Origin of the sequence: Mammaliicoccus sp. J-M40 (assembly GCF_022386395.1) — a bacterium.
Lineage (GTDB): Bacteria > Bacillota > Bacilli > Staphylococcales > Staphylococcaceae > Mammaliicoccus > Mammaliicoccus lentus.
On record NZ_JAJNIQ010000001.1, the window covers coordinates 208,065 to 232,817 of the forward strand.

Sequence of the window (24,753 nt, forward strand, 5' to 3'; positions counted from 1 at the left end):
AAAATGAAGCCAATTGTAGTGGTTACAAGTACAAGAACTGTTCAACGCGAAGATATAGAACTGAAACATTATCCTTTTATAGATATTGTTCCAATCGAAGTTGACGAATCTTGTATAAAACCATACTATGATTGGCTTATTTTTACGTCTGTAAACGCCATTAAATTATTTCAGCCATATTTAAATTTAATAAATGTAAAGCATATAGCAGCAATCGGTACAAAAACTAAAGCACTTGCTGAAGATTATTCAATACCGATTGAAGTTATGCCAAGTACATTTACACAAGAAGGTTTATTGGATTCTTTAGAGAATCGATTGCATAAACAATCAATATTAATCCCTTGTAGTAGACTAGCAAGAAATAAATTAACAGACCATTTGAGAGAATGGGACAATGAAGTTCAACGACTTCATATTTACGAACCAAAAACGAATTATGAGAATGTAGATAAAGTTCATGAACTTATTGAAAATAACGAAGTAACGCATGTGACATTTTCTAGTTCATCTGCTGTGTCGAGTTATTTTGAAAAGTATAATAAGATTGATAATATTGAAGTGTATGCGATTGGTGAAATAACAGAAGAAAAATTAAAAACATACCATCAAGAATGTAAAGTTGCTCCACGTGCAACACTGAATGATATGTTAAATAAAATATTGGAAGAGGTAGAGTAATGAAATTTGATAGACATAGAAGATTAAGATCTTCACAATCAATGAGAAATCTTGTAAAAGAAACTTATGTTCATAAAGCAGATTTAATTTATCCTATTTTTGTAATAGAAGAAGATAACATTAAAAATGAAATAACGTCTATGCCAGGTATATATCAATTAAGCTTAAACTTATTAGAAGAAGAACTTAAAGAAGCTTATGACCTAGGTGTAAGAGGTGTTATGTTCTTCGGTATTCCAAATGAAAAAGACGCATGTGGTACTGGTGCTTTTGTAGATGACGGCATCATACAGAAAGCCACTCGTTTAGCAAAAAGTAAATTCCCTGATTTATTAGTTGTAGCAGATACGTGTTTATGTGAATATACTGACCACGGTCACTGTGGTGTTATAGATGAAACGACTCATGATGTAGATAACGATGAATCATTAAAATTACTCGTTAAGACAGCTGTATCACAAGCAAAAGCAGGAGCAGACATTATTGCACCAAGTAATATGATGGATGGCTTTGTAACGGAGATTAGACAAGGTTTAGATGAAGCAGGATTCAAAAACATACCTATTATGAGTTACGGTATAAAATATGCATCAAGTTTCTATGGTCCATTTAGAGAAGCAGCAGATGGTGCGCCTTCATTCGGAGATCGTAAGACTTATCAAATGGATCCAAGTAATAGATTAGAGGCTTTTAGAGAATTAGAAAGTGACTTAAAAGAAGGTTGTGACATGATGATTGTTAAACCGGCTTTAAGTTATTTAGATATTATTCGTGATGTACGTAATAATACAGATGTACCTGTAGTTGCTTATAATGTAAGTGGAGAATATAGCATGACTAAAGCAGCAGCGTTAAATGGTTGGATAGATGAAGAAAAAATTGTTATGGAACAAATGATTTCTATGAAACGTGCAGGTGCAGATATGATTATTACTTACTTTGCAAAAGACATTTGTAAATATCTAGATGAAGGAGAATACTAATATGAGTTATGAAAAATCAATACAAGCTTACAACGAAGCCGTAAATTTAATGCCTGGTGGTGTTAACAGTCCAGTTCGTGCATTTAAATCAGTAGACACTGATCCAATATTCATGGAATATGGTAAAGGTTCAAAGATTTATGATATTGATGGTAATGAGTATATAGATTATGTATTAAGTTGGGGACCATTAATCCTTGGTCATGCTGATGATAAAGTGAGAAATTCATTACATGAAGCGGTGGACAAAGGGACTTCTTTCGGTGCGTCAACGATTCTTGAAAATAAAATGGCTCAATTAGTTATTGATCGTGTACCATCTATAGAAATGGTGAGAATGGTTTCTTCAGGTACTGAAGCTACGCTAGCAGCATTGCGTTTAGCTAGAGGTTTTACAGGAAAAAATAAAATATTGAAATTTGAAGGTTGTTACCATGGACACAGTGATTCATTGCTTATTAAAGCAGGTTCTGGTGTTGCCACTCTAGGTCTACCAGATTCTCCAGGTGTTCCAGAAGGTACAGCTAAAAATACAATTACAGTACCTTATAACGATATTGAATCAGTTAAGGTAGCTTTCGAACATTATGGTGATGATATTGCAGCTGTAATAGTAGAACCAGTTGCAGGTAATATGGGTGTTGTACCACCTGTTGACGGATTTTTAGAAGGACTTCGTGAAATAACTACATCAAATGATACTTTATTAATTTTTGATGAAGTAATGACTGGATTTAGAGTTGGTTATAATTGTGCACAAGGCTATTTCGGTGTAACACCAGATTTAACTTGTCTTGGAAAAGTGATTGGTGGCGGTTTACCAGTTGGCGCCTTTGGTGGTAGAAGAGACATTATGGAACAAATAGCACCAGTAGGTACAGTATATCAAGCGGGCACATTATCTGGTAATCCACTTGCTATGACGAGTGGTTATGCTACATTAACTCAATTGACTGAAGAAAGTTATGAATACTTTAATGAATTGGGAGATTTATTAGAAGAAGGTTTGAAAAATGTATTCAGTAAATACAATGTACCAATAACTGTTAATCGTGCTGGATCAATGATTGGTTACTTCTTAAACGAAGGCCCAGTTACGAATTTTGACGAAGCTAATAAATCTGATCTAGAATTATTTAGTAATATGTATAGAGAAATGGCTAAAGAAGGTGTATTTTTACCGCCTTCACAATTTGAAGGTACATTCTTATCTACTTCACATACGAAAGAAGATATTGAAAAAACAATCGAAGCCTTTGATAATGCTCTATCAAGAATTGTAAAATAAGTTTAATATATCCCCGGAAAATTGGATTATAATCCGTTTTTCGGGGTCTTTAATTGTAAAAATGATATAATCTATTCGAGGTGTTATTTCATGAATAGTAATAAATGGAATATTTTATTAGTAAGTGTACTTGCTATCGTACTAGGGTTTTTCCTTGATAAAATCCATATGATTTTACCATGGATGTTTGGCCCAATATTTGCGAGTTTAATTGTAATCAAATTCATGAAAAGAAAAATTATTTGGCCAACATGGTTAGGTAATTTAGGTCTTTTAATATTAGGTGTACAAATGGGATCAACCTTTACGCCTGTTGTATTAAATGATATTAAAGGTGAATGGTTACAAATTGTACTAATGTCAGTATTCATTTTGTTAATTGCATTATTAATTTCTATTGTTTTTAAGAAAATTGCTAATGTCACATTTGAAACTGCTTTGTTAAGTGCAATTCCTGGGGCGCTAAGTCAAATGGTTGTTATGGCAGAAGAAAATAAAAAAGCCGACTTATTAGTAGTTACTTTAACTCAAACATCAAGAATTATGTTCGTAGTTATTTTAGTACCTATTATTTCATCTATATATGGTAGTAATGGTGAACAAAGTGGTCACGTAGCACAAGAACCTTCTATATTTAACGTATTGAGTATACCAGAGTTATTTATTATTTTAATTGGCATCGCGGTAACATTTCTCATTTTTTATAAATTCCGATTTCCAGTTCCTTATTTATTATCTCCTATTTTAGTCATGTTAACTTGGAACTTATTAACTGGCCAAGTTTTCACTTTAGATTATCAATTTATTATCATAGCTCAAATACTATTTGGTATTAGAATAGGGGTTCAAATCGCTGATTTAATAGATAATATTACGAAAAAAACAATTTTTGCGATTGCATTTCAAAATATTATGCTTATTATTGGTGCTTTTTTACTCGTCTTTTTATTCCAACTATTTATTAATGAAAATATAAATGATTTATTCTTAAGCGCTGCACCTGGAGGTATGGCACAAATAATTGTTGTAGCTTTAGAAACAGGTGGTGATGTTGCAATGATATCCAGTTACCATATATTTAGAATATTTTTCATTTTGCTAATCGTTGCGCCATTAATAAAAGTATTTTTAACAAAACAATCTAAAAATTATAAGAATTAATATAAATCAATATTGACTTATATAGTCGGTACTTATATTATTAAAGTAATCGAATATTTAAAGAGGAAGAGTAAATCATTGATTAATGATAGAGAGTGCATGGTTGGTGAAAATGCATATTAATGGTGATTGAAGGTAGCCTTGTTTGGAACGTTATCTGAAACTAAGTAGGTTAACGCGTGAGCGAGCGATAATCGTAAGAGTGCAATATAATTTATTTTATATTGAATTTAGGTGGTACCACGGTTGAGCCCGTCCTAGTTTATAGGACGGGTTTTTTATTTTAATGAGGAGTGATTTATATGGAAATGGAACCTAAGTACAACCCTAAAAAGGTTGAAGAAGGTCGTTATGAACAATGGTTAGAAAATGATTATTTTAAACCAAGTGAGAATAAAGATAGAGAAACTTATACAATTGTAATTCCGCCGCCAAATGTTACTGGGAAACTACATTTAGGCCATGCATGGGATACAACATTACAAGATATTTTAACAAGAATGAAAAGAATGCAAGGCTACGATACACTTTATCTTCCTGGTATGGATCACGCTGGTATTGCTACTCAAGCTAAAGTTGAAGCTAAATTAAATGAGCAAGGTTTAACGAGACATGATTTAGGCAGAGAGAAATTTTTAGAGCATTCTTGGTCTTGGAAAGAAGAGTATGCAGATTTTATTCGTGCTCAATGGGCAAAGTTAGGTCTTGGATTAGACTATAGTCGCGAAAGATTTACTTTAGATGAAGGTTTATCTCAAGCTGTAAAGAAAGTATTTGTTGAGATGTATAAAAAAGATCTTATATATCGTGGTGAAAGAATCATTAACTGGGATCCACAAACAAAAACAGCTATCTCAGATATCGAAGTAATTCACGAAGATATCACTGGTCATTTTTATCATATAAATTATCCATTTAAAGATGGAGAAGGTTCTATTGAAATTGCAACTACACGTCCCGAAACGATGCTTGGTGACACTGCAATCGTTGTTAACCCAAATGACGATAGATACAAAGATTCTATAGGGAAATCTGTTATTTTACCGATAATTGGTAGAGAACTACCAATTATAGCTGATGACTATGTTGATATGGAATTTGGTAGTGGTGCAATGAAAGTTACACCTGCTCATGATCCAAATGACTTTGAAATTGGTGAACGTCATCAATTAGAAAAAATCAATGTAATGAACGAAGATGGCACGATGAATGAATTAGCAGGTAAATATAATGGTTTAGATCGTTTTGAATGTCGTAAGCAATTAGTAGAAGATTTAAAAGCTTCTGGTGAATTGATTAAAGTTGAAGAGCATGAGCATTCTGTTGGTCATTCAGAGCGAAGTGGTGCAGTTGTAGAACCATATTTATCAACTCAATGGTTTGTAAAAATGGAACCATTAGCTAAACAAGCTTTAGATAATCAAGAGACTGATGGACGAATTAATTTTGTACCAGACCGTTTTGAAGGCACATTTAACAGATGGATGGAAAATATTCGCGATTGGACTATTTCACGTCAATTATGGTGGGGCCATCAAATTCCTGCGTGGTATCATAATGAAACAGGTGAAATATATGTAGGCGAAGAAGCGCCTTCAGATATCGAAAATTGGACTCAAGACGAAGATGTATTAGATACTTGGTTTAGTTCTGCATTATGGCCATTCTCAACTTTAGGTTGGCCAAATGTAGAAGATGAAGACTTCAAACGTTACTACCCAACTAATACATTAGTTACTGGTTATGATATTATTTTCTTCTGGGTTAGTCGTATGATTTTCCAAGGTTTAGAATTTACTGATCAAAGACCATTTAATGATGTTTTACTACACGGATTAGTTAGAGCTGAAGATGGACGTAAGATGAGTAAATCACTAGGAAATGGTGTAGACCCAATGGATGTGATTGATGAGTACGGTGCAGATAGTTTGAGATACTTCTTAGCTACAGGTTCTTCACCAGGACATGATTTACGTTATTCAACTGAAAAAGTTGAATCAGTATGGAACTTTATTAATAAAATTTGGAACGCTTCTCGCTTTAGCTTAATGAACATAGGTGAATCATTTAAAGTTGAGGATATTGATTTATCAGGAGAAAAATCAGTTGCTGATGAATGGATATTAACACGTTTAAATGAAACAATCGCTCATGTTACAGAGTTAAGTGATAAGTATGAGTTTGGCGAAGTTGGACGCGTATTATATAACTTTATTTGGGATGAATTCTGTGATTGGTATATTGAAATGAGTAAAATTCCTATGAATAGTGACGACGAGTCTAAAAAACAAATGACGCGTTCTGTTTTATCATATACACTTGATCAAACTATGCGTATGTTACATCCATTTATGCCTTTCGTTACTGAACATATTTGGCAAGCTCTACCACATGAGGGCGAAACGATTATCCAAGCTTCATGGCCAGAAGTAAGACCAGAATTGTCTAATGAAAATAGTAAAATTTCAATGCAATTATTAGTTGAAATTATAAAATCAGTTCGTCAAGCACGTAGAGAAGTTAATACGCCTATGTCTAAAGAAGTGCCAATTCATATTGAAGCTAAAGATGAAAAAGTACAAGAACAATTAATAAACAATAAGGATTATTTAGAACGTTTCTGTAATCCTAGTGAGTTAATAATTGATACTAAAATTGAAGTTCCTGAAAAAGCGATGACTGAAGTAGTGTATGGTGCTACAGTAATATTACCGCTTGAAGGTTTAATTGATATGGATAAAGAAATTGAAAGATTGCAACAAGAATTAGACAAATGGCAAAAAGAACTTGATCGTGTGAACAAAAAATTAAGCAATGAGAAATTCGTTGCAAAAGCACCTGAAAAAATCATCAACGAAGAAAAAGAAAAGAAATTAACTTATCAAGAAAAATATGACGGTGTTTTAGCAAGAATTGAACAATTGAGAGGCTAGGAAGGCTTATGAATTATTTAGATAGTTTACATTGGATACATGAACGCACTAAATTCGGGATAAAACCAGGTGTAAAACGAATGAAATGGATGTTAAGTAAGCTTGATCATCCAGAAGATAAAATACAAGGTATTCACGTAGTTGGTACAAATGGTAAAGGATCGACAGTTAGTTATATTCGTGATGCACTAATAGCAAATGGATATGAAGTCGGTACTTTTACTTCACCTTATATCATTACTTTTAATGAAAGAATAAGTTTAAATGGTAAACCAATTACAAATGAGGAACTAGTTGAATTAGTTCAAATAGTCAAACCTATAACTGAAAGACTTGAAGCAGAAACAGACCTAGGTCCTGCAACTGAATTTGAGGTTATTACATTAATTATGTTTGTTTATTTTGGTACAATTCGACCAGTTAACTTTGTTGTAGTAGAAGCGGGATTAGGTGCTTTAAACGACTCAACAAATGTATTCCAACCTATTATGACTGTATTAACAAGCATCGGATTAGACCATACTAATATATTAGGCGAGACTTACATGGATATTGCTCGTGAAAAAGCAGGTGTAATCAAGCCTAGTGTGCCTCTTGTATATTCAATCAAACCTAAAGATGCTTTGAATTTTATTAGAGAAGTTGTAGAACATCATCATAATAAAGGTTTGGAATTAGATAGGGATATATATGTTGTGTCAGAAGGCGAAGAATTCACGTATCGTTATGACAGCTATGAATTAGAAAATATCAAACTAAAAATGATAGGTAATCATCAACATGAAAACGCTGCGCTAGCAATTACAACGTTGATTGAAATGTATCAAAGAGGATTAATCCAGTTAGATTTCAATAAGATGATTGACGCAATTGAAAATGTAACGTGGTATGGAAGAATTGAAAAGGTAAATGATAATCCTTTAATCTTTTTAGACGGTGCTCATAATAAAGAAAGTATTGATGCTTTAGTAAAAACATTACAGCATTATTACTCAGATAAGAAGATTGACGTGTTATTTGCTGCTATTGATGGAAAGCCTATTGGGAAAATGTTAAATAGTCTTGAAGACATAGCGAATCGATTTTTCGTTACAACTTTTGATTTTCCAAAAGCATTACCAATTGATACAATTTATGAAAGTGTTGAGCATTCGCATATAGAGAAAGTTAAAAATTATCGAGAGTTCATTGAATCATATCAAGGTGATTTGCTTATAATAACTGGTAGTTTATATTTCATCAGTGAAGTTCGTAAATTACTTGTATAATGGATAAAAAGTATTGGGTTTTTAATCCAATACTTTTTTTATATTTTCATTATTTTCTGAATAATAGGGTAAAAGAAAATCAAACGAAGAAGGAGAGAATTTAATGGGGTTAAAAAAGAAAAGAAATATCACATTTAAAAATCCACATACTTATGCTATTTTGTTATTCATTATCGTGATAAGTGTTATTTTGACTTATATTATACCGGCTGGAAAGTTTGATAGAAAAACTGTTAATGATAGAGAAGAAGTAATTTCTGGGACGTTCCATTTTGTAAAAAGTGAACCTTCTGGCTTTTTAGATATTTTTAGATCTATTCCTGAAGGTTTAATAAGTGGTGCTGATATTATATTTTATATCTTTTTAGTTGGTGGCGCGTTTGGCGTAATACATAAGACTGGCACTATCACAAACGGTGTAAACGCAGCGATGAATAAGCTAGGTAAAAATAGTAAGTTTATGATACCTTTAACGATGCTTATCTTCTCGTTATTAGGATTTTCAATAGGTTTAGCAGAAGAAACGATTATATTTGTACCAATTGGAATAGCTATAGCAAGAGCAGCAGGTTATGATGCAATGACTGGAGCCGCTATGATTATAATGGGAGCAGCTGCTGGATTTCTAGGAGGTATGCTCAATCCTTTTACAGTCGGTGTTGCACAGAAGATCGCAGAATTGCCATTATTTTCAGGATGGGAAATAAGAACACCGATTTATATTGCTATTCTGATTGTAGGCATACTTTACGTAATGTTCTATGCTAGAAAAGTGAAAAAAGACCCTTCTAAAAGTTTAGTATATGATATAGAAGTAAAGGAAGTTGAGGAAAGTGAAGATAACCAAAAAGTCGAACGATTTACAAAAAGACAAATTATATGTTTAATTTTGCTTGTAAGTACAATTTGTTTTAATGTCTTTGGGATATTCAAGTTCGGTTGGTCATTCAATGAAATGAGTGCAAACTTCTTAGTAGCAGGTTTGCTGGCAGGATTTATTGGTGGTTTAGGTTTCAATGGAACATTTGATGCACTAATCGATGGTATGAAATCCATTTTGTTTGGAGCGTTAATAGTAGGATTTGCTAAAGCAATTGTAGTTGTATTGGAAGATGGTAAAATAATTGATACTATAGTCTTCTATTTAACAAATTCAATTCAAGATTTACCTGCTAGTATAACTGTTGGAACGATGTTTATTATTCAATTATTTCTTAATTTCTTTATACCATCAGGTTCAGGACAAGCCATGACAACGATGCCATTAATGGTACCAATTTCTGATATCCTAAATATTAATAGACAAATGGCTGTACTAGCTTTCCAATATGGTGATGCAATTAGTAATAGTATTTTTCCTACTTCTGCTTCACTTATGGGTGGACTAGCTGTAGCAGGTATCCCGTATACACAGTGGGTTAAATTTATATGGAAGTTATTATTACTATGGGTAATCGTTTGTATGGTCGGAATATTTGTCGCTTTAATACTAGTTAATTAATAATATGAAAAACTTGAAAGAAATTGCTTAATAATAGCGGTTTTTTCAAGTTTTTTTGTCTGTTTTAAAACTTATTCATTTTGTTAGTTAAAAATTTTGAATTTATGAAATTAGGAATATTATGGCCTTAATTGATATATTATTTTATATCAACTAAGGAGATATAAATAATGCTTTTATACTTTATTTTAGGATCTATTTTAGCAAGTTATATGTATCAATTAACAAGTACAACAATCATCAATTTTAAAACATTAACATGTCGTTCAAAGTGTACATATTGCAATCATAAACTAGAATATAAAGATTTAATTCCAATTTTTAGTTATATTTATCTCAAAGGTAAATGTAGATATTGTAATACGTCCATACCTAAAGATTTAATCACTGTTGAAATATCATTAAGTATTTTATTTATTATGCCACTAATTTCACCTCAAATACATAATCCTCATTTGTATTATTTTTTAATTATATTTTTAATTCCTTTAGCTATATATGATATGAAATACTACATTGTTCCTAATCATATTTTAATTCTCATGTTTATAACTGGTATTTTGATATTCAAACCCGATTTAGAAAATATATTAATTTCATTAGAAATCGTTTTTATCATCCATACTTTATACTTTTTATCTAAAGGTGGAATAGGTTATGGGGATGTGAAATTGTTTTGTATATTAAGTCTCATTTTAACTTGGAAGCAATTTTTACTTATATTTATGTTTACTTTTATCATTTCAGGTATTTCTGCTATCAGTTATATTTTATTTAAAAAATCTATTATAACAAAAGTTCCATTAGTACCTTATATAGCAATTTCATCAATAAGTGTATGTATATTTAATAATCAATTACTATTTTATTTTTTAGGAGGTTAATATGTCATTGAAAATCAAAGACTTACAACAAGAAGACAAGCCAAGAGAGAGATTAAAATCATATGGTGCTGATAGATTAACAAATAGAGAATTATTAGCAATTATAATCAATTCAGGTAGTAAACAATTTTCTAGTATAGATTGTGCAAATCAAGTGCTAAAACTTGTAAATCAATTACGTGATTTAAGGCACCTAACATTACCAGAGTTATTAAGTGTAAATGGAATTGGTGAGAAGAAAGCTTTGACAATATTGGCAGTGATAGAATTAGCAAAGAGAATGCATAGCAATACTGTATTGGACAAAATAGAAATAAATGAACCTCAAGATGTTGCAGATTATCTTATGGAAAAATTAAGATATTTAAAGCAAGAGCATTTTGTTGCACTTTTATTAAATACAAAAAATCAAATTATTCATGAGCAATCTATATTCATAGGTTCTTTAAATATGTCGATTGTACATCCACGTGATTTATTAAGAGAAGCGGTTAAACATTCAGCTGCGTCTATTGTAATAGCACATAATCATCCTAGTGGGGATCCTTTAAACATAGTATCCTAAACTAGAGTACTCTAAGTACTCGAAGTTTAGGATTTTTTAATTACAGTGCTTTAACTATTAAATATATAAGGGTATTATTAATAGTAGTTAAAGTATTTAAAGGTGGTGGAAAGATGAAGGTTCAGAAAGTAATTGTGGAGGAAAAATCATATCCGTTATACATACTGCTAGATAAAGAATTTGAAGTGATAGAACCGGTTAAGCGATTTATAAAGTACTTGGATAATACGGGCAAAGCTCCAAATACCATTAAAACATATTGTTATCATCTCAAGCTGTTTTATGAATTTATGAGCCAAAGTAGAATCGAATTAGGAGATTTACAATTTGAGGATTTAGCAAACTTTGTAGGATGGTTAAGAAATCCAGCAGGGCATTTAAAGGTAATAGATATACAACCAAAGAAGGCTAAAAGAGAGGAAACATCAGTTAATTCCATACTTAACGCTGTAACTAGTTTCTTAGAGTATTTAAATCGCACAGAAAATTTTAAAGCTATAGATATGTCTAAAGAAGCAAGAGGAAGAAACTTTAAGGGGTTTCTTCACCATATTTCTAAAGGTAGATCCTATAAAAAAAATATTTTAAAGCTTAGGGTCAAAAAGAAACTTGTACAAGTATTAGAACATGGACAAGTCAAAGCAATAATTGAGGCATGTCATACCAAAAGAGATAAGTTACTTATTATGCTTATGTATGAAGGGGGACTTCGGATAGGAGAAGCATTATCCCTTCGTATTGAAGATATTTCAACATGGGATAACCAGATTAACATCAGGCCAAGAGATCATAATGAAAATGGAGCTTATATTAAACTTAAAAAAGAAAGAACTATTGATGTAAGTAAGGAATTAATGGCATTATATACCGATTACTTAGTACATGAATATGGGGAAGATTTAGATCATGATTATATATTTATTAATCTTAAAGATTCTTATTTTGGCCACCCTCTAAAATATCAAAGTGTATTAGACTTAATAAGAAGACTAGGAAAACGGACAGGGATTACTTTCACTGCCCATATATTACGTCATACGCATGCCACAGAGCTTATTAGAAGTGGATGGGATGCTGCATATGTACAAAAAAGATTAGGGCATGCCCATGTACAAACAACACTTGATACGTATGTTCATCTTTCTGATCAAGATATGAAGAATGAATATAAAAAGTATCTTCAAGGGAGAGAAACATGACAATGAAATTTCCAAGTGTAGCAACTAATCGAAAGCTTATCGCTAGTACAGAGATTAATAAAAAAATAGCTAATATGACAAGTGTTTTAAAAGGTTATTGGGCAGCAGATAGATGGGATATAAGAATTTGTCCGCATCCTAGTGCAATTGAGTTAAGTAAGAATCCGTCACTAAGAAATCGTTGGGTAAATTTCGATAAGGTGGAAAATGTCTGGTTGAAAACAGAATTAAAATATTTTTATTACCTTCACTTGAATAATGGAGCTTGGAATGCAAAATCCGTTTGGATTAGAAAGGGAACAGTGATAAGCCGGATGATGGGATTTTTAAATTTAAAATATCCTAATATTACATCGATAACCGAAGTGCCTATAAAAAAAGCTTTGACAGAATACCGGACCTACTTAACAGAACAAAAAGTAAAAACTACGACTACTAATTACAAACTTGATGTAAATCAGCAGAAAGTTACTGTACATGCGAATTCCTATTACGTTACTCATCTTAAGCAGTTTATGGAATTCTATGAGGACTTCTATTTTGATGGGGAAGAATGGGAAAAAGATGTTTGGAATCGAAGAAAATTATCATTACCGGAAGATAAGGTAAACCCAACATCCTACGAATATACGATCAACTTTAAGGGTTTTAAGAATAATTATTTTAAAGAAATAGTTAAGCGATATTGTAAACTAATGTTAAACACAGCTAGCTTTTCTCACGTAGTAGATATAGCTTCAAAATTAAAAGAATTTTTTAATTTCATGAACAAAAATTGTGAAGGTATACAAAGGATTCATCAATTAACTAGAAATGAAATTGAGCAATATTTTAATTATATTAATTTAAAAGGTTTAAAACCCAGTACTGTAACTGGACGAATATCTACTTTAGACGTTTTTTTTACTACAATTCAAAGATATGACTGGAAGGATACACCTTCTAAGATCCTTATCTTTCAAGAAGATTACCCTAAAGTGCCGAAGGCACTACCACGTTATATTGATGAACATATACTTGAACAATTAAATGGGAAATTAGATAAATTGGAACCTTATATTGCTACAATGGTTATGGTACTTCAAGAATGCGGGATGCGTATCAGTGAACTTTGTACATTGAAAAAAGGGAGCGTCATAACCGATAAAGAAGGGGATTGCTTTTTAAAGTATTATCAGTGGAAAATGAAGAAAGAGCATATCATTCCTATTTCTAAAGAAATTGCTGCATTGATATTAGTTCAAGAGCAAAGGGTGGCTGATGAACTCGATGATGGATGTGTATATGTGTTTCCCCGAAAAGATTGCTCACCATTGAAACAAGATACCTTTAGGGTTAAATTAAATGAACTAGCTTATGAAGAAAAGATAACGGACAGCAACGGAGAAATTTTTCGTTTTCATGCTCATGCCTTTCGGCATACAGTTGGCACTAGAATGATAAATAACGGAGTGCCACAACATATTGTCCAGAAGTTCTTGGGTCACGAATCACCGGAAATGACGGCAAGATATGCACATATTTTTGATGAAACCCTAAAGAAGGAATTTACGAAATTTAAGGAAACCTTAGTAACGAATAACGGTAGCATTCTGGATTTAAGTGAGGAAAATACTGAAGCTGACAATACAGATCTTCAATGGTTTAAAAAGAATATCAATGCACAGGCACTTCCTAATGGCTATTGTCGGTTACCAGTAATTGCAGGACCATGTCCTCACGCAAATGCATGTTTAGATTGTACGAATTTCTGTACAAGTAAACAATTTCTTACTGAACATGAAGAGCACTTAGAGCGAACTAAAGAAATACTAAATAGGGCTAAACAAAACCAATGGCAGCGTCAGGTTGAAACCAATGAACGTGTTAAAAATAGATTAGAACAGATTATTCATTCGTTAAAGGAGACGAATTAAAATGATTAGAAAAGGTAACACAACTGCCATAGTTCAGCTAGCTAAAGACAAGTCGGAGAAAACAAGAATTAGGGTTGAAAAGACAATTTCAGAGATGGCATTGAAAGAAGAGAAGATTAATTTTAATTCCGTTGCACAAAAAGCAAATGTTTCAAAGTCATGGCTTTACAAACAAAAAGATATTAGAACTAGAGTGGAGACATTAAGAGGGATGCAGATAAGTGAGTTAACCCCCCGTAAACCTAGTAAAAGCCCTCGTTCAGAGGACGTATTAATAAAAACCTTAAAAAGCCGTATAAAGGCGTTAGAAGAAGAGAATGAACGGTTAAAGGATCAAGTTCAAAAATTACATGGCAAGCTGTTTTAGCAGATTTGTGTTTCTTGGAATTTATTGGGCACTTTGAATTGGCTACCTAAAATGAAATCGCTAAAACCTTCAATAACTTCAATAGCCCATTTCCCTAAATGTGTTAAGGGGAAATGGGCTTTCTTCTAGTATTGTTGGCATGATCGCAGAAGTGTTTTATGCTCTTAAATAATACTTTTTAATATATTGCAAATACTCATTAGCACTTTTCTGTATCTCTTCGCCCTTCATATCCGAATTAGCACCGTAAAGTACAAACTCTGGTACATATTCAGCATGAATCTATGCACATAAAGATTTGAATGGTGTTAACATCTGGGTTAATGTATGCTTGTTTTTACCCATACTTGTAAATTCACCTTTTTTTACGCCAGCTGATATAGCTAATCCTAATTTTCGATTATAAAATATTCTTTTACCCTTTGATCCGTAAGCCCATCCATATATAATCACTTCATCGATCCATTTTTTTAATAATGAAGGAGAACTATACCAATATAATGGAAATTGAAAAATAATATTATCATGATTTTCAACTAATTCCTGCTCTCTTTTTACATTTATAATAAAATCAGGATACTCTCTATAAAGATCATGAATGGTAATTTCGTTTGAATAAGACGCTGCTTTTTCTACCCAAACTTTATTGATTCGAGAATTTGGCATATCTGGGTGAGAAACGATCACCAATGTTTTCATTGTTTCATCCTTAACATACTCAACTTTCGCACCAATAAAACAGTGTACGAAAGTTGAGTTACTTAAAAGTATTCTATTCTAAGAAATTCAAATTTGCGTGATTCCTAAGCTATTTATTTACAGCTTAAACTATAGAAGATGAACTAAACAATAACTAATCTTTACATAACTAAGTTATTACCCACGCTTTTTTAAACCTAATCCAGCTATTAAGGCAATGAGTATTGCCCCTGTAGCTGCAAGGAACGCATCTGAGTAGGACATAGCGTCCAATATATATAATGGATTTATCGGCTCAGTAGCATCACGTCGAGCGGATAATAATGCTCCAATCATACCTGCTCCAGTTCCTGCTCCAAGGTACAAAGCACCTTGGAAAATCCCCATTCCGACACCAACCTTGTCTGCATCGAGTGCACTTACTGCGGCGTTATTTGCGGGAGAATTCGTGAATGCAAAAGCAATCCCTACTCCGAGGACCCCCACGGAAACTAACAGAGGTGAAGCACCAGATGCATAGGTGGACAAGAATAAGGTAGACAGCCCCATCAGAGTCATCCCAGTAATTATCAGACGTTTATCCCCAAATCGATCAGAAAGACGGCCAACGAAGGGAGATAAGATTGCAACAGCCACACCACCTGGCAACAATATCATTCCAGCCTGTCCAGAAGAGAGTCCATTCACCTCAACGACTAGTAATGGGACGAACACAAGAACAGCGAAATAAGCAAACATCGAAAAAAATGCAATTATGACCGTATTGACATAATCCTTGTTATTGAACAGGACAGGTGGTACAAATGGATTTTCTGCGGTAACAATTCTCCAAATAAATCCCACCAAAGCTACAACAGAACCAATTAGGCTAGTTAACGATGAGAACGAAGAAAAACCAGAAGTTTCTCCTTGAGTGATGCCAAAAAGGAGTAATCCTACTGTGAGGCCGAGGAATAAACCACCAATGAAATCAAAGTTCTTATTGCTTCCTACGGATTCTGCCGGTTTAATTGTCGGTAACGCGTAGTAGGCACCAATAACAATCATAATGGCTAACAAAAATGTGAACCAAAACAAGGCATTCCACCCTAAATATTGACCAACTACTCCACCAAATATTGGACCAGCAGCAGTTCCAACACCAATACTTCCTGCGATAATTCCCAAAGCTCCCCCACGTTTTCCTTGTGGGAAAACCTTCGAAATTGCAATGATTGATAGAACTGGAATTGCGGACATCCCAGCACCCTGAACCATTCTTCCCAAAACCAACAATGGGAGGTTCGGGGCAATTGCACATAAAAGACTACCACTTGCCAGAATCATAATGGCAAAGATATATAGCTTTCGTAACTCAAAAAAGTCTGAGATTCGACCATAAATCGGAACTCCAATCGCAAGAACAAGTGCAATACCACTAACTATCCAACTCACTTGAGATTTCGAAGCTTCTAAATCTTTGCTTATTAGTGGAAGTACGGGATTGACTAAATCAGCCGTAATTGCACCTACAAGTACAGATAGGGAGAGTACCATCATTAAAAGCCTAGTAGAACCCCTTTTTTCAGATTGAATCATTTCTTTAGATTTACTATCCTTTTTCATTTTATTTCCTCCTAAAATATATTGTGATTTTAGGAGGCTAAATCCACTGCTTTCACCATAAACCTCACCTCATATCTATTTATATTGTAAAACCAAATCAACGAACTCACCATATTTCTACAGCATGATTAAAGATTCGGTTCTCCAAACTAACTGAACTGATCAAACAAAAAAAAGGCACCAGTTTAACAACCGGTGCCTAATCATTCGTATGCATTTTTACAAATGCAATAGATTCATAAATTTTTGCCCATTATATAAAAGGAGGCAAAAAGTTTTCCGGTAGTGTTTCCATTTTTTGTTTTTGTGAAAAAGGACATACTGATCCCGTTGTACCTAAATCCCCTGAAACTTTTACATGCTTTCTAAACTCGACATTAATGAAATCAATTCCCATTACTTTTTGCCTCCTTTCTCATATTGTGATAATAACACAATAATAATTGATGAAAAAGAAATAATCAACCCTACTTTTTTGAAAACCAATTTAAAGCTTTACTACTTTTACTTACATAATAAAGGCAGGTGCAGTATAAACTTTTTTAAATAGGTCTTCTTTAACGAGCAGGTAGCGTCAGTTAAAGTAGATAATTTAAGATCGAAATCATATTATAGATATTCCGAAATTGGGCGTGATTGTTGCAGGTCAAAAGCTTAATTCCTCGATAAAATAAAAAGGAATTAGTTTTTTTATTTGTGGTACATTCTTCTGACCGTAATCAATTGTCATCTAATAATTACATTGTATTTTTTCATTTGATTTAACACGTTAAATATATGTTCTTAAAGTAAAAACATTGATGTTAATGGATTTTTAGTAATTTACTCTTGATAAGATGTAACTCCATCTTTAGAAGATATCAAAACTACGAAAAGACTGTTATACTGTTGTGATTTAATGGGAATTGATTTACTAGATCATATCATTATAGGAGATGGAGAATTTATAAGTTTATTTGAAGATGACTATATTACAAAAGAAGATTTAGAAATTATTGAACGTTCATAATCATACAATGTTATAATATATGTAAAATGAAGTCAGGAGTTTTAGTTTTGCAAATTATTACGTTTATATTAGTTATTTTACCTGTATTATTTATAATTACTGTTTTTCAAAATAAAAATAGACGAGCTATCGTTAAAAAGGATTATGGCGTTGTAATGGGATTGAGTATAGTTGGTGTCTTTCTAGGTTCTATTTTAATTGCTATAAATGATAGTAGTACTAATATCAATTTCGGTTTATTTATAGGTGGTATTGGTGCTGGGATTGTGTGGGGATTATTAGTTTCTATTACATTGTTTATTTTAAGTAAATTATTAAATAAGTGATAAAGAATATTCTCACAGAATTAAAAGCCAATTATACGGCCTTAATCGTATAGTTGGCTTTAAAAATTATATAAATTTCACATGAAATACATAACGCCTTGATATACAAAATATATTACTAAAGCGATAATAGCTAATTTTATAGCGAATCTTAATATTCCAACGAAAAATCTAAAAAATATAATTAACAATAATATTGCTATGAAAATATAAATTAACTCCATAATTCTCACCTCTTAATATCATTATAAAGGCTTCAAACATATCTTACATCAGACTACAGCATGATTAAAGAGTTAGGTCCCAAGTCTGATGATAGTTTTAAAACAATTATGTATAATAAATTTGAATGAGAGGTGCCATAAAATTGAGATGGTTATTTAGGTTAATTAGAAATTTATTAGCATTAATAGCAATTATTGTTATTATTATCATTGTATATAGAAATGTACCTGCTTTAAGTGAATTAAATCCTTTCGATCATAGTGATGAAACACCACAAAGTGAACAAGTTGTTCCTGGGAGAGCTAATTCTACTTATACAATAGAAGATACACCTTTGTTAAGAAATGTACCTTTAGGACAAACGAAACAAGCTTTTAGCTGGATTAATAAGAGAGAGTTTATGGCTGTGTCTGATTTAGAAAGAATGGGCTATAATGAAAATTACGTAGCTGGTCAAAGAGGCACTGAATATATACTATATAAATTTGGTGAACCACAAATGTACGTTTATCACACAGAGCAAGATTTGAAAGATGATTTAAATGAAATGAATCAAAATATTGAACTCTTACCTGAAGAAGCATATTAACTTTTTTACTATATCGACAGTCTCGTACTTTATTTAAATGGAACTGTAAGATAAAATAGTAATATCATTGTTATTTAGACATTTGAAAATTAAGAGGTGTTTAGATTGTCGAATTTTTTTAAAAATAATAAATTAGTATTTTTTCTAATTTCCATGGTTTTGTTAATAGTAATAGTAGGGTATTCAATGAGGGCACAATCTGCATCGCTTAGTGAACAATATGCTAGTGATACATCATCATTTGGAGGTAGAATTGTTTCTTATCCTGTGACGATGGTATCGAACTTTTTCACTAATTTAACAACTTCGGAAGATGATGTTAAAAAATTAAAAGAAGAAGCAAAGCGCACTGAACAGATTAAAGCTGATAAAGCTCGTTTGGAAAAAGAAAACAAAGAATTAAAAAAAGAACTTGATATGAAAGACATTTCACAATTTAATCCAATATCTGCTACTGTAATTGCAAGAAGTCCAGATCAATGGATGAACACGATTATTATTGATAAAGGTAAAAAAAGTGGAATGAAAGAAAATATGGCTGTAATCACTAGTGAAGGGTTAGTAGGAAGAATCAAAAAAGCTAACCAATTTTCATCTCAAGTTGAACTGATTTCTACAAGTGTAAAAACGAGTAAGCTTTCTGTGGATATTCAACAAGAAGGCGAAAATGTCTTTGGTATGATTAATCGATATGACGAAGAAAAAGGGCTTCTCGTTATTAGTGATATCGATAATAAATACAAAATTAAAAAAGGATCTAAAGTAGTAACAAATGGTTTAGGCGATCAACTTCCTAAAGGTTTATTGGTAGGAGAAGTTGAGAAAGTCGAAAATGACGAATACGGATTGTCTAAAGTAGCATACATAAAAACTTCAACAAATATTAAAGACCTTAATCATGTCTATGTGGCTAATAGAGATCCTGAGACTATCCCTTCAGCAGACGAAAGTGGTGAGGAATAATGAGATTATATGTTATTCCTCTGATTGGCGTCTTACTATTTTATCTAGATTCTTTATTAACTAGAATATCACCTATTCATCTATTTAATGAAACATTCGTTATCGTTCCACGCCTTACATTCTTATACTTACTAATAATTGCAGTTTATAAAAACCCTAAAGTAGCGATTATCCTAGCAATCGTTACTGGAATATTTACTGACATTTATTATGGCGGCGTATATGGTGTTTACACATTTGGTTATGCATTATTTGTAGTAATGATGGATAAATTATTTAAAGTATTTTATAGAGATATTTTAATGATGGTTATTTTACTCATTATTTCGGTGGTATTATTAGAAATATGGGTTATGGCTTTTTATGGCATATTAGGATTTATTTCAATAGATTTTGGTAATCTTATATTATTCCGATTAATTCCAACAATAATATTTAATTTAATTTGTTTAGTTATTATTTTTCCTTTCGTTTTGAAATTATTAGAAAGAAATACAAATTAATTAAAGAATATTGACAATAGTAACTGTAGATGGTAATCTATTGAAGTTGAGTAGTTTCAAGCTACATACAACCGCTCAATCATAGGTATTAAGTACGAACGTCACCTATGAATGGCGTGACTTAAAAAATTAGGAGGTGCAAGTATGTTTGCTATAATTGAAACTGGCGGAAAGCAAGTTAAAGTAGAAGAAGGTCAAACAATTTGGGTTGAGAAATTAGACGTAAATGAAGGTGATTCATTCACTTTTGACCAAGTATTATTTGTAGGTGGAGATTCAGTTAAAGTTGGATCACCAGTTGTTGAAGGTGCTTCAGTTACTGCTAAAGTTGAAAAACAAGGACGCGGTAAAAAAATCACTGTCTTCAAATACAAAGCTAAGAAAAACTACAAGCGTAAACAAGGTCATCGTCAACCTTACACTAAATTAACTATCGAAAAAATTAACGCGTAAGCAATGATTAAAGTAGATATTAGTTTAAACGATGAAGGGCAAGTTACAGATATTATTATGTCTGGACATGCTGATTCAGGTGAATACGGCAAAGATATAGTCTGCGCTGGCGCATCTGCAGTCGTGTTTGGTACGACTAATGCAATCATCGGTTTAACTGATGAAACACCTGATATAGATTACAGTGACGATGGTGGATATTTTCATATACGTAGTGTAAACTTAGAAAATGAACAAGCGCAAACTTTATTACAAGGCCTAATCATTTCTTTAAAGACTATTGAAGAAGAATACGGGCAATATATTAAACTAAATTACAAGTGAGGTGTAACTCATGTTAAAATTAAACTTACAATTTTTCGCATCGAAAAAAGGGGTTGGTTCTACAAAGAACGGTCGTGACTCTGAATCAAAACGTTTAGGAGCTAAACGTGCTGACGGTCAATTCGTTACAGGTGGTTCTATCCTTTATCGTCAACGTGGAACTAAAGTTTTCGCTGGTGAAAACGTAGGTCGCGGTGGAGACGATACATTATTCGCTAAAATCGACGGCGTTGTTAAATTCGAACGTTTTGGTCGTGACAAAAAGAGAGTATCTGTATATACAGCTGCTGAATAATCACTAAATTGAGACACCAGAATTTTTTCTGGTGTTTCTTTTTTTAATCAAATGATTAAAATGGTATAATAGTATTTATGAATACTTACAATATAGGTGATAAAATGGATGATTTAGATGTGTATTTAAAGTCGAGACACGATTTTGTCAATCAATTTCAACTGTTATACACTTATAAACAGTTGGGTAAAGAAAGTAAAGTTAATTCATTAATAGATGAATTGTATCAAGAACTTAAACAAGAACAATTATTTTTAAATGCACCATGCAGAAAGTTTGTTCAAGAAGTATTTTCACACAAAATCTCATTGTCAGGCTCTAAATGGACATTTGAAATTGAATGTAATAGCGATGAAGATTATCAAAGGAATTTATTCCTATCAGATAACATTTTGTTAAATATTTATCACAAATGGATGAATCATATCGTCAATGAAATTGACGAATTAGATACACATATCGGATTAATTATTGAACAGGAATTTGTTACATTAATAATGTCAGCTAAAGGTATTACGATAAACGAAAATGAAATTAAACAAATTTTTTCAAACTATAATATAGAAATTATTTCGTATAATCAAGAAATATGTGAATTAGAATTTTTTATTAATATTAATGAACTAGAGGTGTAAACATGTTTATAGATCAGGTCAAGATATCTTTGAAAGCTGGTGATGGCGGTAACGGTTTAGTTGCTTTTCGTCGTGAAAAGTATGTTCCGTTTGGTGGTCCGGCCGGAGGAGATGGAGGCAAAGGTGCCTCAGTAGTATTTGAAGTAGATGAAGGATTACGTACTTTATTAGATTTTAAATTCCAAAGAAAATTTAAAGCTGATAAAGGTGAAAATGGACAAAGCAGTAACATGCATGGTAGAGGATCAGGTGATTTAGTATTAAAAGTTCCACCTGGCACAATTATAAAAAAAGTAGAAAATGAAGAAGTACTAGCCGATTTAGTAGAGCATGGACAACGTGCTACAGTAGCAAAAGGTGGCCGTGGTGGTCGAGGCAATTCAAGGTTTGCATCACCGAGTAACCCAGCACCAGACTTTTGTGAAAATGGTGAGCCTGGAGAAGAAATTGAAGTTATTCTAGAATTGAAATTAATGGCTGATGTAGGTTTAGTAGGTTACCCAAGCGTAGGAAAATCGACACTCCTATCAATTGTATCTAAAGCTAAACCTAAAATAGGTGCTTATCATTTCACAACTATTAAGCCTAATTTAGGTGTTGTACAAACTAAAGACGGCAGAGGATTTGTAATGGCAGATTTACCTGGTTTAATTGAAGGAGCCTCAGAAGGTGTAGGTCTAGGTCATCAATTTTTACGTCATGTTGAACGTACGAGAGTGATAGTTCACATTATTGATATGAGTGGAATGGAAGGCAGAGACCCTTATGAAGATTATGTTACAATTAATCAAGAGTTGGAATCTTACAATGAAAACTTATCAAGAAGACCGCAGATAGTTGTTGCAAATAAGATGGACTTACCAGATTCAGAAGCACAATTAGAGATGTTTAAAGAACAGCTTGAGGAAGATGTAAAAATTGTTCCTATTAGTACAGTTACACGCGAAAATGTTGATCAATTATTATATCAAATCGCTGACTTACTCGATGAAACTGAAGGTGTAGATTTCGATAGTATAGAAGAAGAAACAGGTATTCATAGAGTTGTCTATAAACATGAAAAATCAAGAGACCATTTTGTTATTTCTCGTGATGACGATGGAGCTTATGTTGTTACAGGTGATTCAATTGAAAGATTATTCATGATGACTGACTTCAATCGTGATGCAGCTGTTAGACGTTTTGCTAGACAGATGAGATCAATGGGTATCGATGATGCCTTGAGAGAAAAAGGCGCTTCTAATGGTGATATTGTAAGAATATTAGGTGGAGAATTTGAATTTGTCGAATAGGGCGTGTTCTAATTGAAAAAATCAAATGAATCAACAAAGAAGTTTTATTTAATTAGGGAAGATGTATTGCCAGAATCTGTTCAAAAAACTATAAAAGTAAAAAATGCGCTCATGAAAAATAACAATTTGACTATTTATGATGCAGTGAAAGAGTTTAATCTTTCTAGAAGTGCATTTTATAAATATAAGGATACGATTTTCCCTATAGATAGATTAGAGGAACAAACACGAAATTTAACTTTAATTTTGTATGTTCAAGATGAAGTAGGTATGCTTGCTTTTGTATTAAATAAAATTGCTGAATTAAAAGGGTCTGTTTTAACGATTCATCAAAGTTTACCTATGAAAGACAGAGCTACTATAACGATTTCATTAAATGCCTCTAATATAGAATTATCTCTAGAAGAATTGATGGATGCTATTAAAGAAAGTCCACACGTAGATGAAGTTGAAGTTATTGGAATGAGCATGTAAAGGGAGTTATCTAATGTATGCATATATAAAAGGTAAAATTTCTCAATTATATCCAACACATATAGTAGTTGAAAATAACGGTATAGGTTATGAAATACAAACACCAAATTCATATCGTTTTCAATCTCAATTAGAAGAAGAGGCGCAAGTCTTTACACAACTAATTGTACGTGAAGACGCGCATCTATTATATGGTTTTATAGATTTAGAAGAGAAAGACATGTTTTTAAATCTTATTAAAGTTACCGGTATTGGTCCTAAATCTGCACTAGCAATATTAGCAGCCAGTACACCGAATGAAGTTAAAATTGCTATTGAGAATGAAAATGAAGCATATTTAACAAAATTCCCTGGTATAGGAAAGAAAACAGCTAGACAAATTATATTAGATTTAAAAGGTAAATTAACTATTACCGAAGAATCAGAGCTCTTTGCTCAAGCTGACGAAAGTAAAAATGATGTATTAGAAGAAGCGGTATTAGCGTTAGAAGCATTAGGTTATTCTAAACGTGAAATTACTAAGGTTAAAAAATCTTTAGAAAAAGAAACATTCGATACTGTAGATGCATGTGTTAAAAGGGCTTTAGCACTACTTATTCAATAAATGAGGTGATT

Annotated in this window: 26 protein-coding genes, 1 pseudogene and 2 other annotated features; of the genes and pseudogenes, 24 read left to right on the forward strand and 3 right to left on the reverse strand. The window is 32.3% G+C overall.

Annotated elements, in window-relative coordinates; genetic code table 11:
- Positions 1-3 precede the first annotated feature (3 nt).
- The 12 genes from LQ688_RS01130 (at position 4) to LQ688_RS01185 (ending at position 14,746) form a co-directional block, all read left to right on the forward strand.
- Entirely contained in the window at positions 4-681 is a 678-nt protein-coding gene (locus tag LQ688_RS01130; RefSeq protein ID WP_064204338.1) for a uroporphyrinogen-III synthase, read from the forward strand.
- On the forward strand, positions 681-1,664 hold the full coding sequence (gene hemB, locus LQ688_RS01135; RefSeq protein ID WP_064211076.1) for a porphobilinogen synthase: 984 nt from the start codon (positions 681-683) through the stop codon (positions 1,662-1,664). Before LQ688_RS01130 ends, hemB begins: the two co-directional genes overlap by 1 nt.
- A gap of 1 nt (position 1,665) precedes the next feature.
- Positions 1,666-2,952, forward strand: a complete 1,287-nt coding sequence (gene hemL / locus LQ688_RS01140; RefSeq protein ID WP_135031083.1) for a glutamate-1-semialdehyde 2,1-aminomutase — start codon at positions 1,666-1,668, stop codon at positions 2,950-2,952.
- A 90-nt stretch (positions 2,953-3,042) separates the two neighbouring features.
- Positions 3,043-4,113, forward strand: coding sequence for an AbrB family transcriptional regulator (locus LQ688_RS01145; protein ID WP_016999287.1), 1,071 nt, complete (start codon positions 3,043-3,045; stop codon positions 4,111-4,113).
- 48 nt (positions 4,114-4,161) lie between these two features.
- Positions 4,162-4,376: a binding site (T-box leader), on the forward strand.
- A 39-nt stretch (positions 4,377-4,415) separates the two neighbouring features.
- Positions 4,416-7,046, forward strand: a complete 2,631-nt coding sequence (locus tag LQ688_RS01150; RefSeq protein WP_064211074.1) for a valine--tRNA ligase — start codon at positions 4,416-4,418, stop codon at positions 7,044-7,046.
- Between the two features lie 8 nt (positions 7,047-7,054).
- Positions 7,055-8,314 (forward strand): bifunctional folylpolyglutamate synthase/dihydrofolate synthase, encoded by a 1,260-nt coding sequence (locus tag LQ688_RS01155; RefSeq protein ID WP_239752542.1) that lies wholly within the window; start codon positions 7,055-7,057, stop codon positions 8,312-8,314.
- 103 nt (positions 8,315-8,417) lie between these two features.
- Complete coding sequence (locus LQ688_RS01160) at positions 8,418-9,815, forward strand: YfcC family protein (protein WP_064211073.1); 1,398 nt, start codon at positions 8,418-8,420, stop codon at positions 9,813-9,815.
- Positions 9,816-9,985: 170 nt separating this feature from the next.
- Positions 9,986-10,699 (forward strand): prepilin peptidase, encoded by a 714-nt coding sequence (locus LQ688_RS01165; RefSeq protein ID WP_239752543.1) that lies wholly within the window; start codon positions 9,986-9,988, stop codon positions 10,697-10,699.
- Between the two features lies 1 nt (position 10,700).
- On the forward strand, positions 10,701-11,264 hold the full coding sequence (radC, locus tag LQ688_RS01170) for a RadC family protein (protein WP_239703691.1): 564 nt from the start codon (positions 10,701-10,703) through the stop codon (positions 11,262-11,264).
- Positions 11,265-11,377: 113 nt separating this feature from the next.
- Positions 11,378-12,463, forward strand: a complete 1,086-nt coding sequence (locus tag LQ688_RS01175; RefSeq protein WP_000867971.1) for a tyrosine-type recombinase/integrase — start codon at positions 11,378-11,380, stop codon at positions 12,461-12,463.
- Between the two features lie 2 nt (positions 12,464-12,465).
- Complete coding sequence (locus tag LQ688_RS01180; protein ID WP_029658482.1) at positions 12,466-14,379, forward strand: tyrosine-type recombinase/integrase; 1,914 nt, start codon at positions 12,466-12,468, stop codon at positions 14,377-14,379.
- A gap of 1 nt (position 14,380) precedes the next feature.
- Positions 14,381-14,746 carry a DUF6262 family protein gene (locus tag LQ688_RS01185; protein ID WP_000619629.1) on the forward strand — a complete coding sequence of 122 codons (366 nt, stop codon included), beginning with the start codon at positions 14,381-14,383 and terminating at the stop codon, positions 14,744-14,746.
- Positions 14,747-15,028: 282 nt separating this feature from the next.
- Here LQ688_RS01185 and LQ688_RS01190 read toward each other — a convergent pair whose 3' ends face one another.
- The 3 genes from LQ688_RS01190 to LQ688_RS01200 form a co-directional block, all read right to left on the reverse strand.
- Positions 15,029-15,445: an NAD(P)H-dependent oxidoreductase gene (locus tag LQ688_RS01190; protein WP_000855243.1), complete on the reverse strand. Its 417-nt coding sequence runs from the start codon at positions 15,443-15,445 to the stop codon at positions 15,029-15,031.
- A gap of 177 nt (positions 15,446-15,622) precedes the next feature.
- On the reverse strand, positions 15,623-17,050 hold the full coding sequence (gene fexA, locus LQ688_RS01195; RefSeq protein WP_015585966.1) for a chloramphenicol/florfenicol efflux MFS transporter FexA: 1,428 nt from the start codon (positions 17,048-17,050) through the stop codon (positions 15,623-15,625).
- Positions 17,051-17,303: 253 nt separating this feature from the next.
- Complete coding sequence (locus tag LQ688_RS01200; protein WP_002360221.1) at positions 17,304-17,447, reverse strand: hypothetical protein; 144 nt, start codon at positions 17,445-17,447, stop codon at positions 17,304-17,306.
- Between the two features lie 438 nt (positions 17,448-17,885).
- Between LQ688_RS01200 and LQ688_RS01205 the strand changes: the two are divergent.
- The 12 genes and pseudogenes from LQ688_RS01205 to ruvA all read left to right on the forward strand — a co-directional run.
- A pseudogene (locus LQ688_RS01205) lies at positions 17,886-18,059 on the forward strand (JAB domain-containing protein); the annotation flags it as partial.
- 47 nt (positions 18,060-18,106) lie between these two features.
- Entirely contained in the window at positions 18,107-18,385 is a 279-nt protein-coding gene (locus tag LQ688_RS01210; protein WP_016999281.1) for a hypothetical protein, read from the forward strand.
- A gap of 367 nt (positions 18,386-18,752) precedes the next feature.
- Entirely contained in the window at positions 18,753-19,199 is a 447-nt protein-coding gene (locus LQ688_RS01215; RefSeq protein ID WP_016999279.1) for a DUF4930 family protein, read from the forward strand.
- Positions 19,200-19,304: 105 nt separating this feature from the next.
- Positions 19,305-20,162, forward strand: coding sequence for a rod shape-determining protein MreC (gene mreC, locus LQ688_RS01220; protein ID WP_026023631.1), 858 nt, complete (start codon positions 19,305-19,307; stop codon positions 20,160-20,162).
- Complete coding sequence (gene mreD, locus LQ688_RS01225; protein WP_016999277.1) at positions 20,162-20,665, forward strand: rod shape-determining protein MreD; 504 nt, start codon at positions 20,162-20,164, stop codon at positions 20,663-20,665. Before mreC ends, mreD begins: the two co-directional genes overlap by 1 nt.
- Before the next feature lie 59 nt (positions 20,666-20,724).
- Positions 20,725-20,797, forward strand: a sequence feature (ribosomal protein L21 leader region).
- Positions 20,798-20,809: 12 nt separating this feature from the next.
- Entirely contained in the window at positions 20,810-21,118 is a 309-nt protein-coding gene (rplU, locus tag LQ688_RS01230; RefSeq protein WP_016911517.1) for a 50S ribosomal protein L21, read from the forward strand.
- 3 nt (positions 21,119-21,121) lie between these two features.
- On the forward strand, positions 21,122-21,442 hold the full coding sequence (locus tag LQ688_RS01235; RefSeq protein WP_016999276.1) for a ribosomal-processing cysteine protease Prp: 321 nt from the start codon (positions 21,122-21,124) through the stop codon (positions 21,440-21,442).
- Between the two features lie 10 nt (positions 21,443-21,452).
- On the forward strand, positions 21,453-21,737 hold the full coding sequence (gene rpmA / locus LQ688_RS01240; protein WP_016999275.1) for a 50S ribosomal protein L27: 285 nt from the start codon (positions 21,453-21,455) through the stop codon (positions 21,735-21,737).
- Between the two features lie 77 nt (positions 21,738-21,814).
- Entirely contained in the window at positions 21,815-22,372 is a 558-nt protein-coding gene (locus LQ688_RS01245; RefSeq protein ID WP_228086203.1) for a Spo0B domain-containing protein, read from the forward strand.
- A gap of 2 nt (positions 22,373-22,374) precedes the next feature.
- On the forward strand, positions 22,375-23,664 hold the full coding sequence (gene obgE, locus LQ688_RS01250; protein WP_239752544.1) for a GTPase ObgE: 1,290 nt from the start codon (positions 22,375-22,377) through the stop codon (positions 23,662-23,664).
- Between the two features lie 12 nt (positions 23,665-23,676).
- On the forward strand, positions 23,677-24,138 hold the full coding sequence (locus tag LQ688_RS01255; protein ID WP_064211070.1) for an ACT domain-containing protein: 462 nt from the start codon (positions 23,677-23,679) through the stop codon (positions 24,136-24,138).
- A 13-nt stretch (positions 24,139-24,151) separates the two neighbouring features.
- Positions 24,152-24,742, forward strand: a complete 591-nt coding sequence (gene ruvA, locus LQ688_RS01260) for a Holliday junction branch migration protein RuvA (protein ID WP_064211069.1) — start codon at positions 24,152-24,154, stop codon at positions 24,740-24,742.
- Positions 24,743-24,753: the final 11 nt, after the last annotated feature.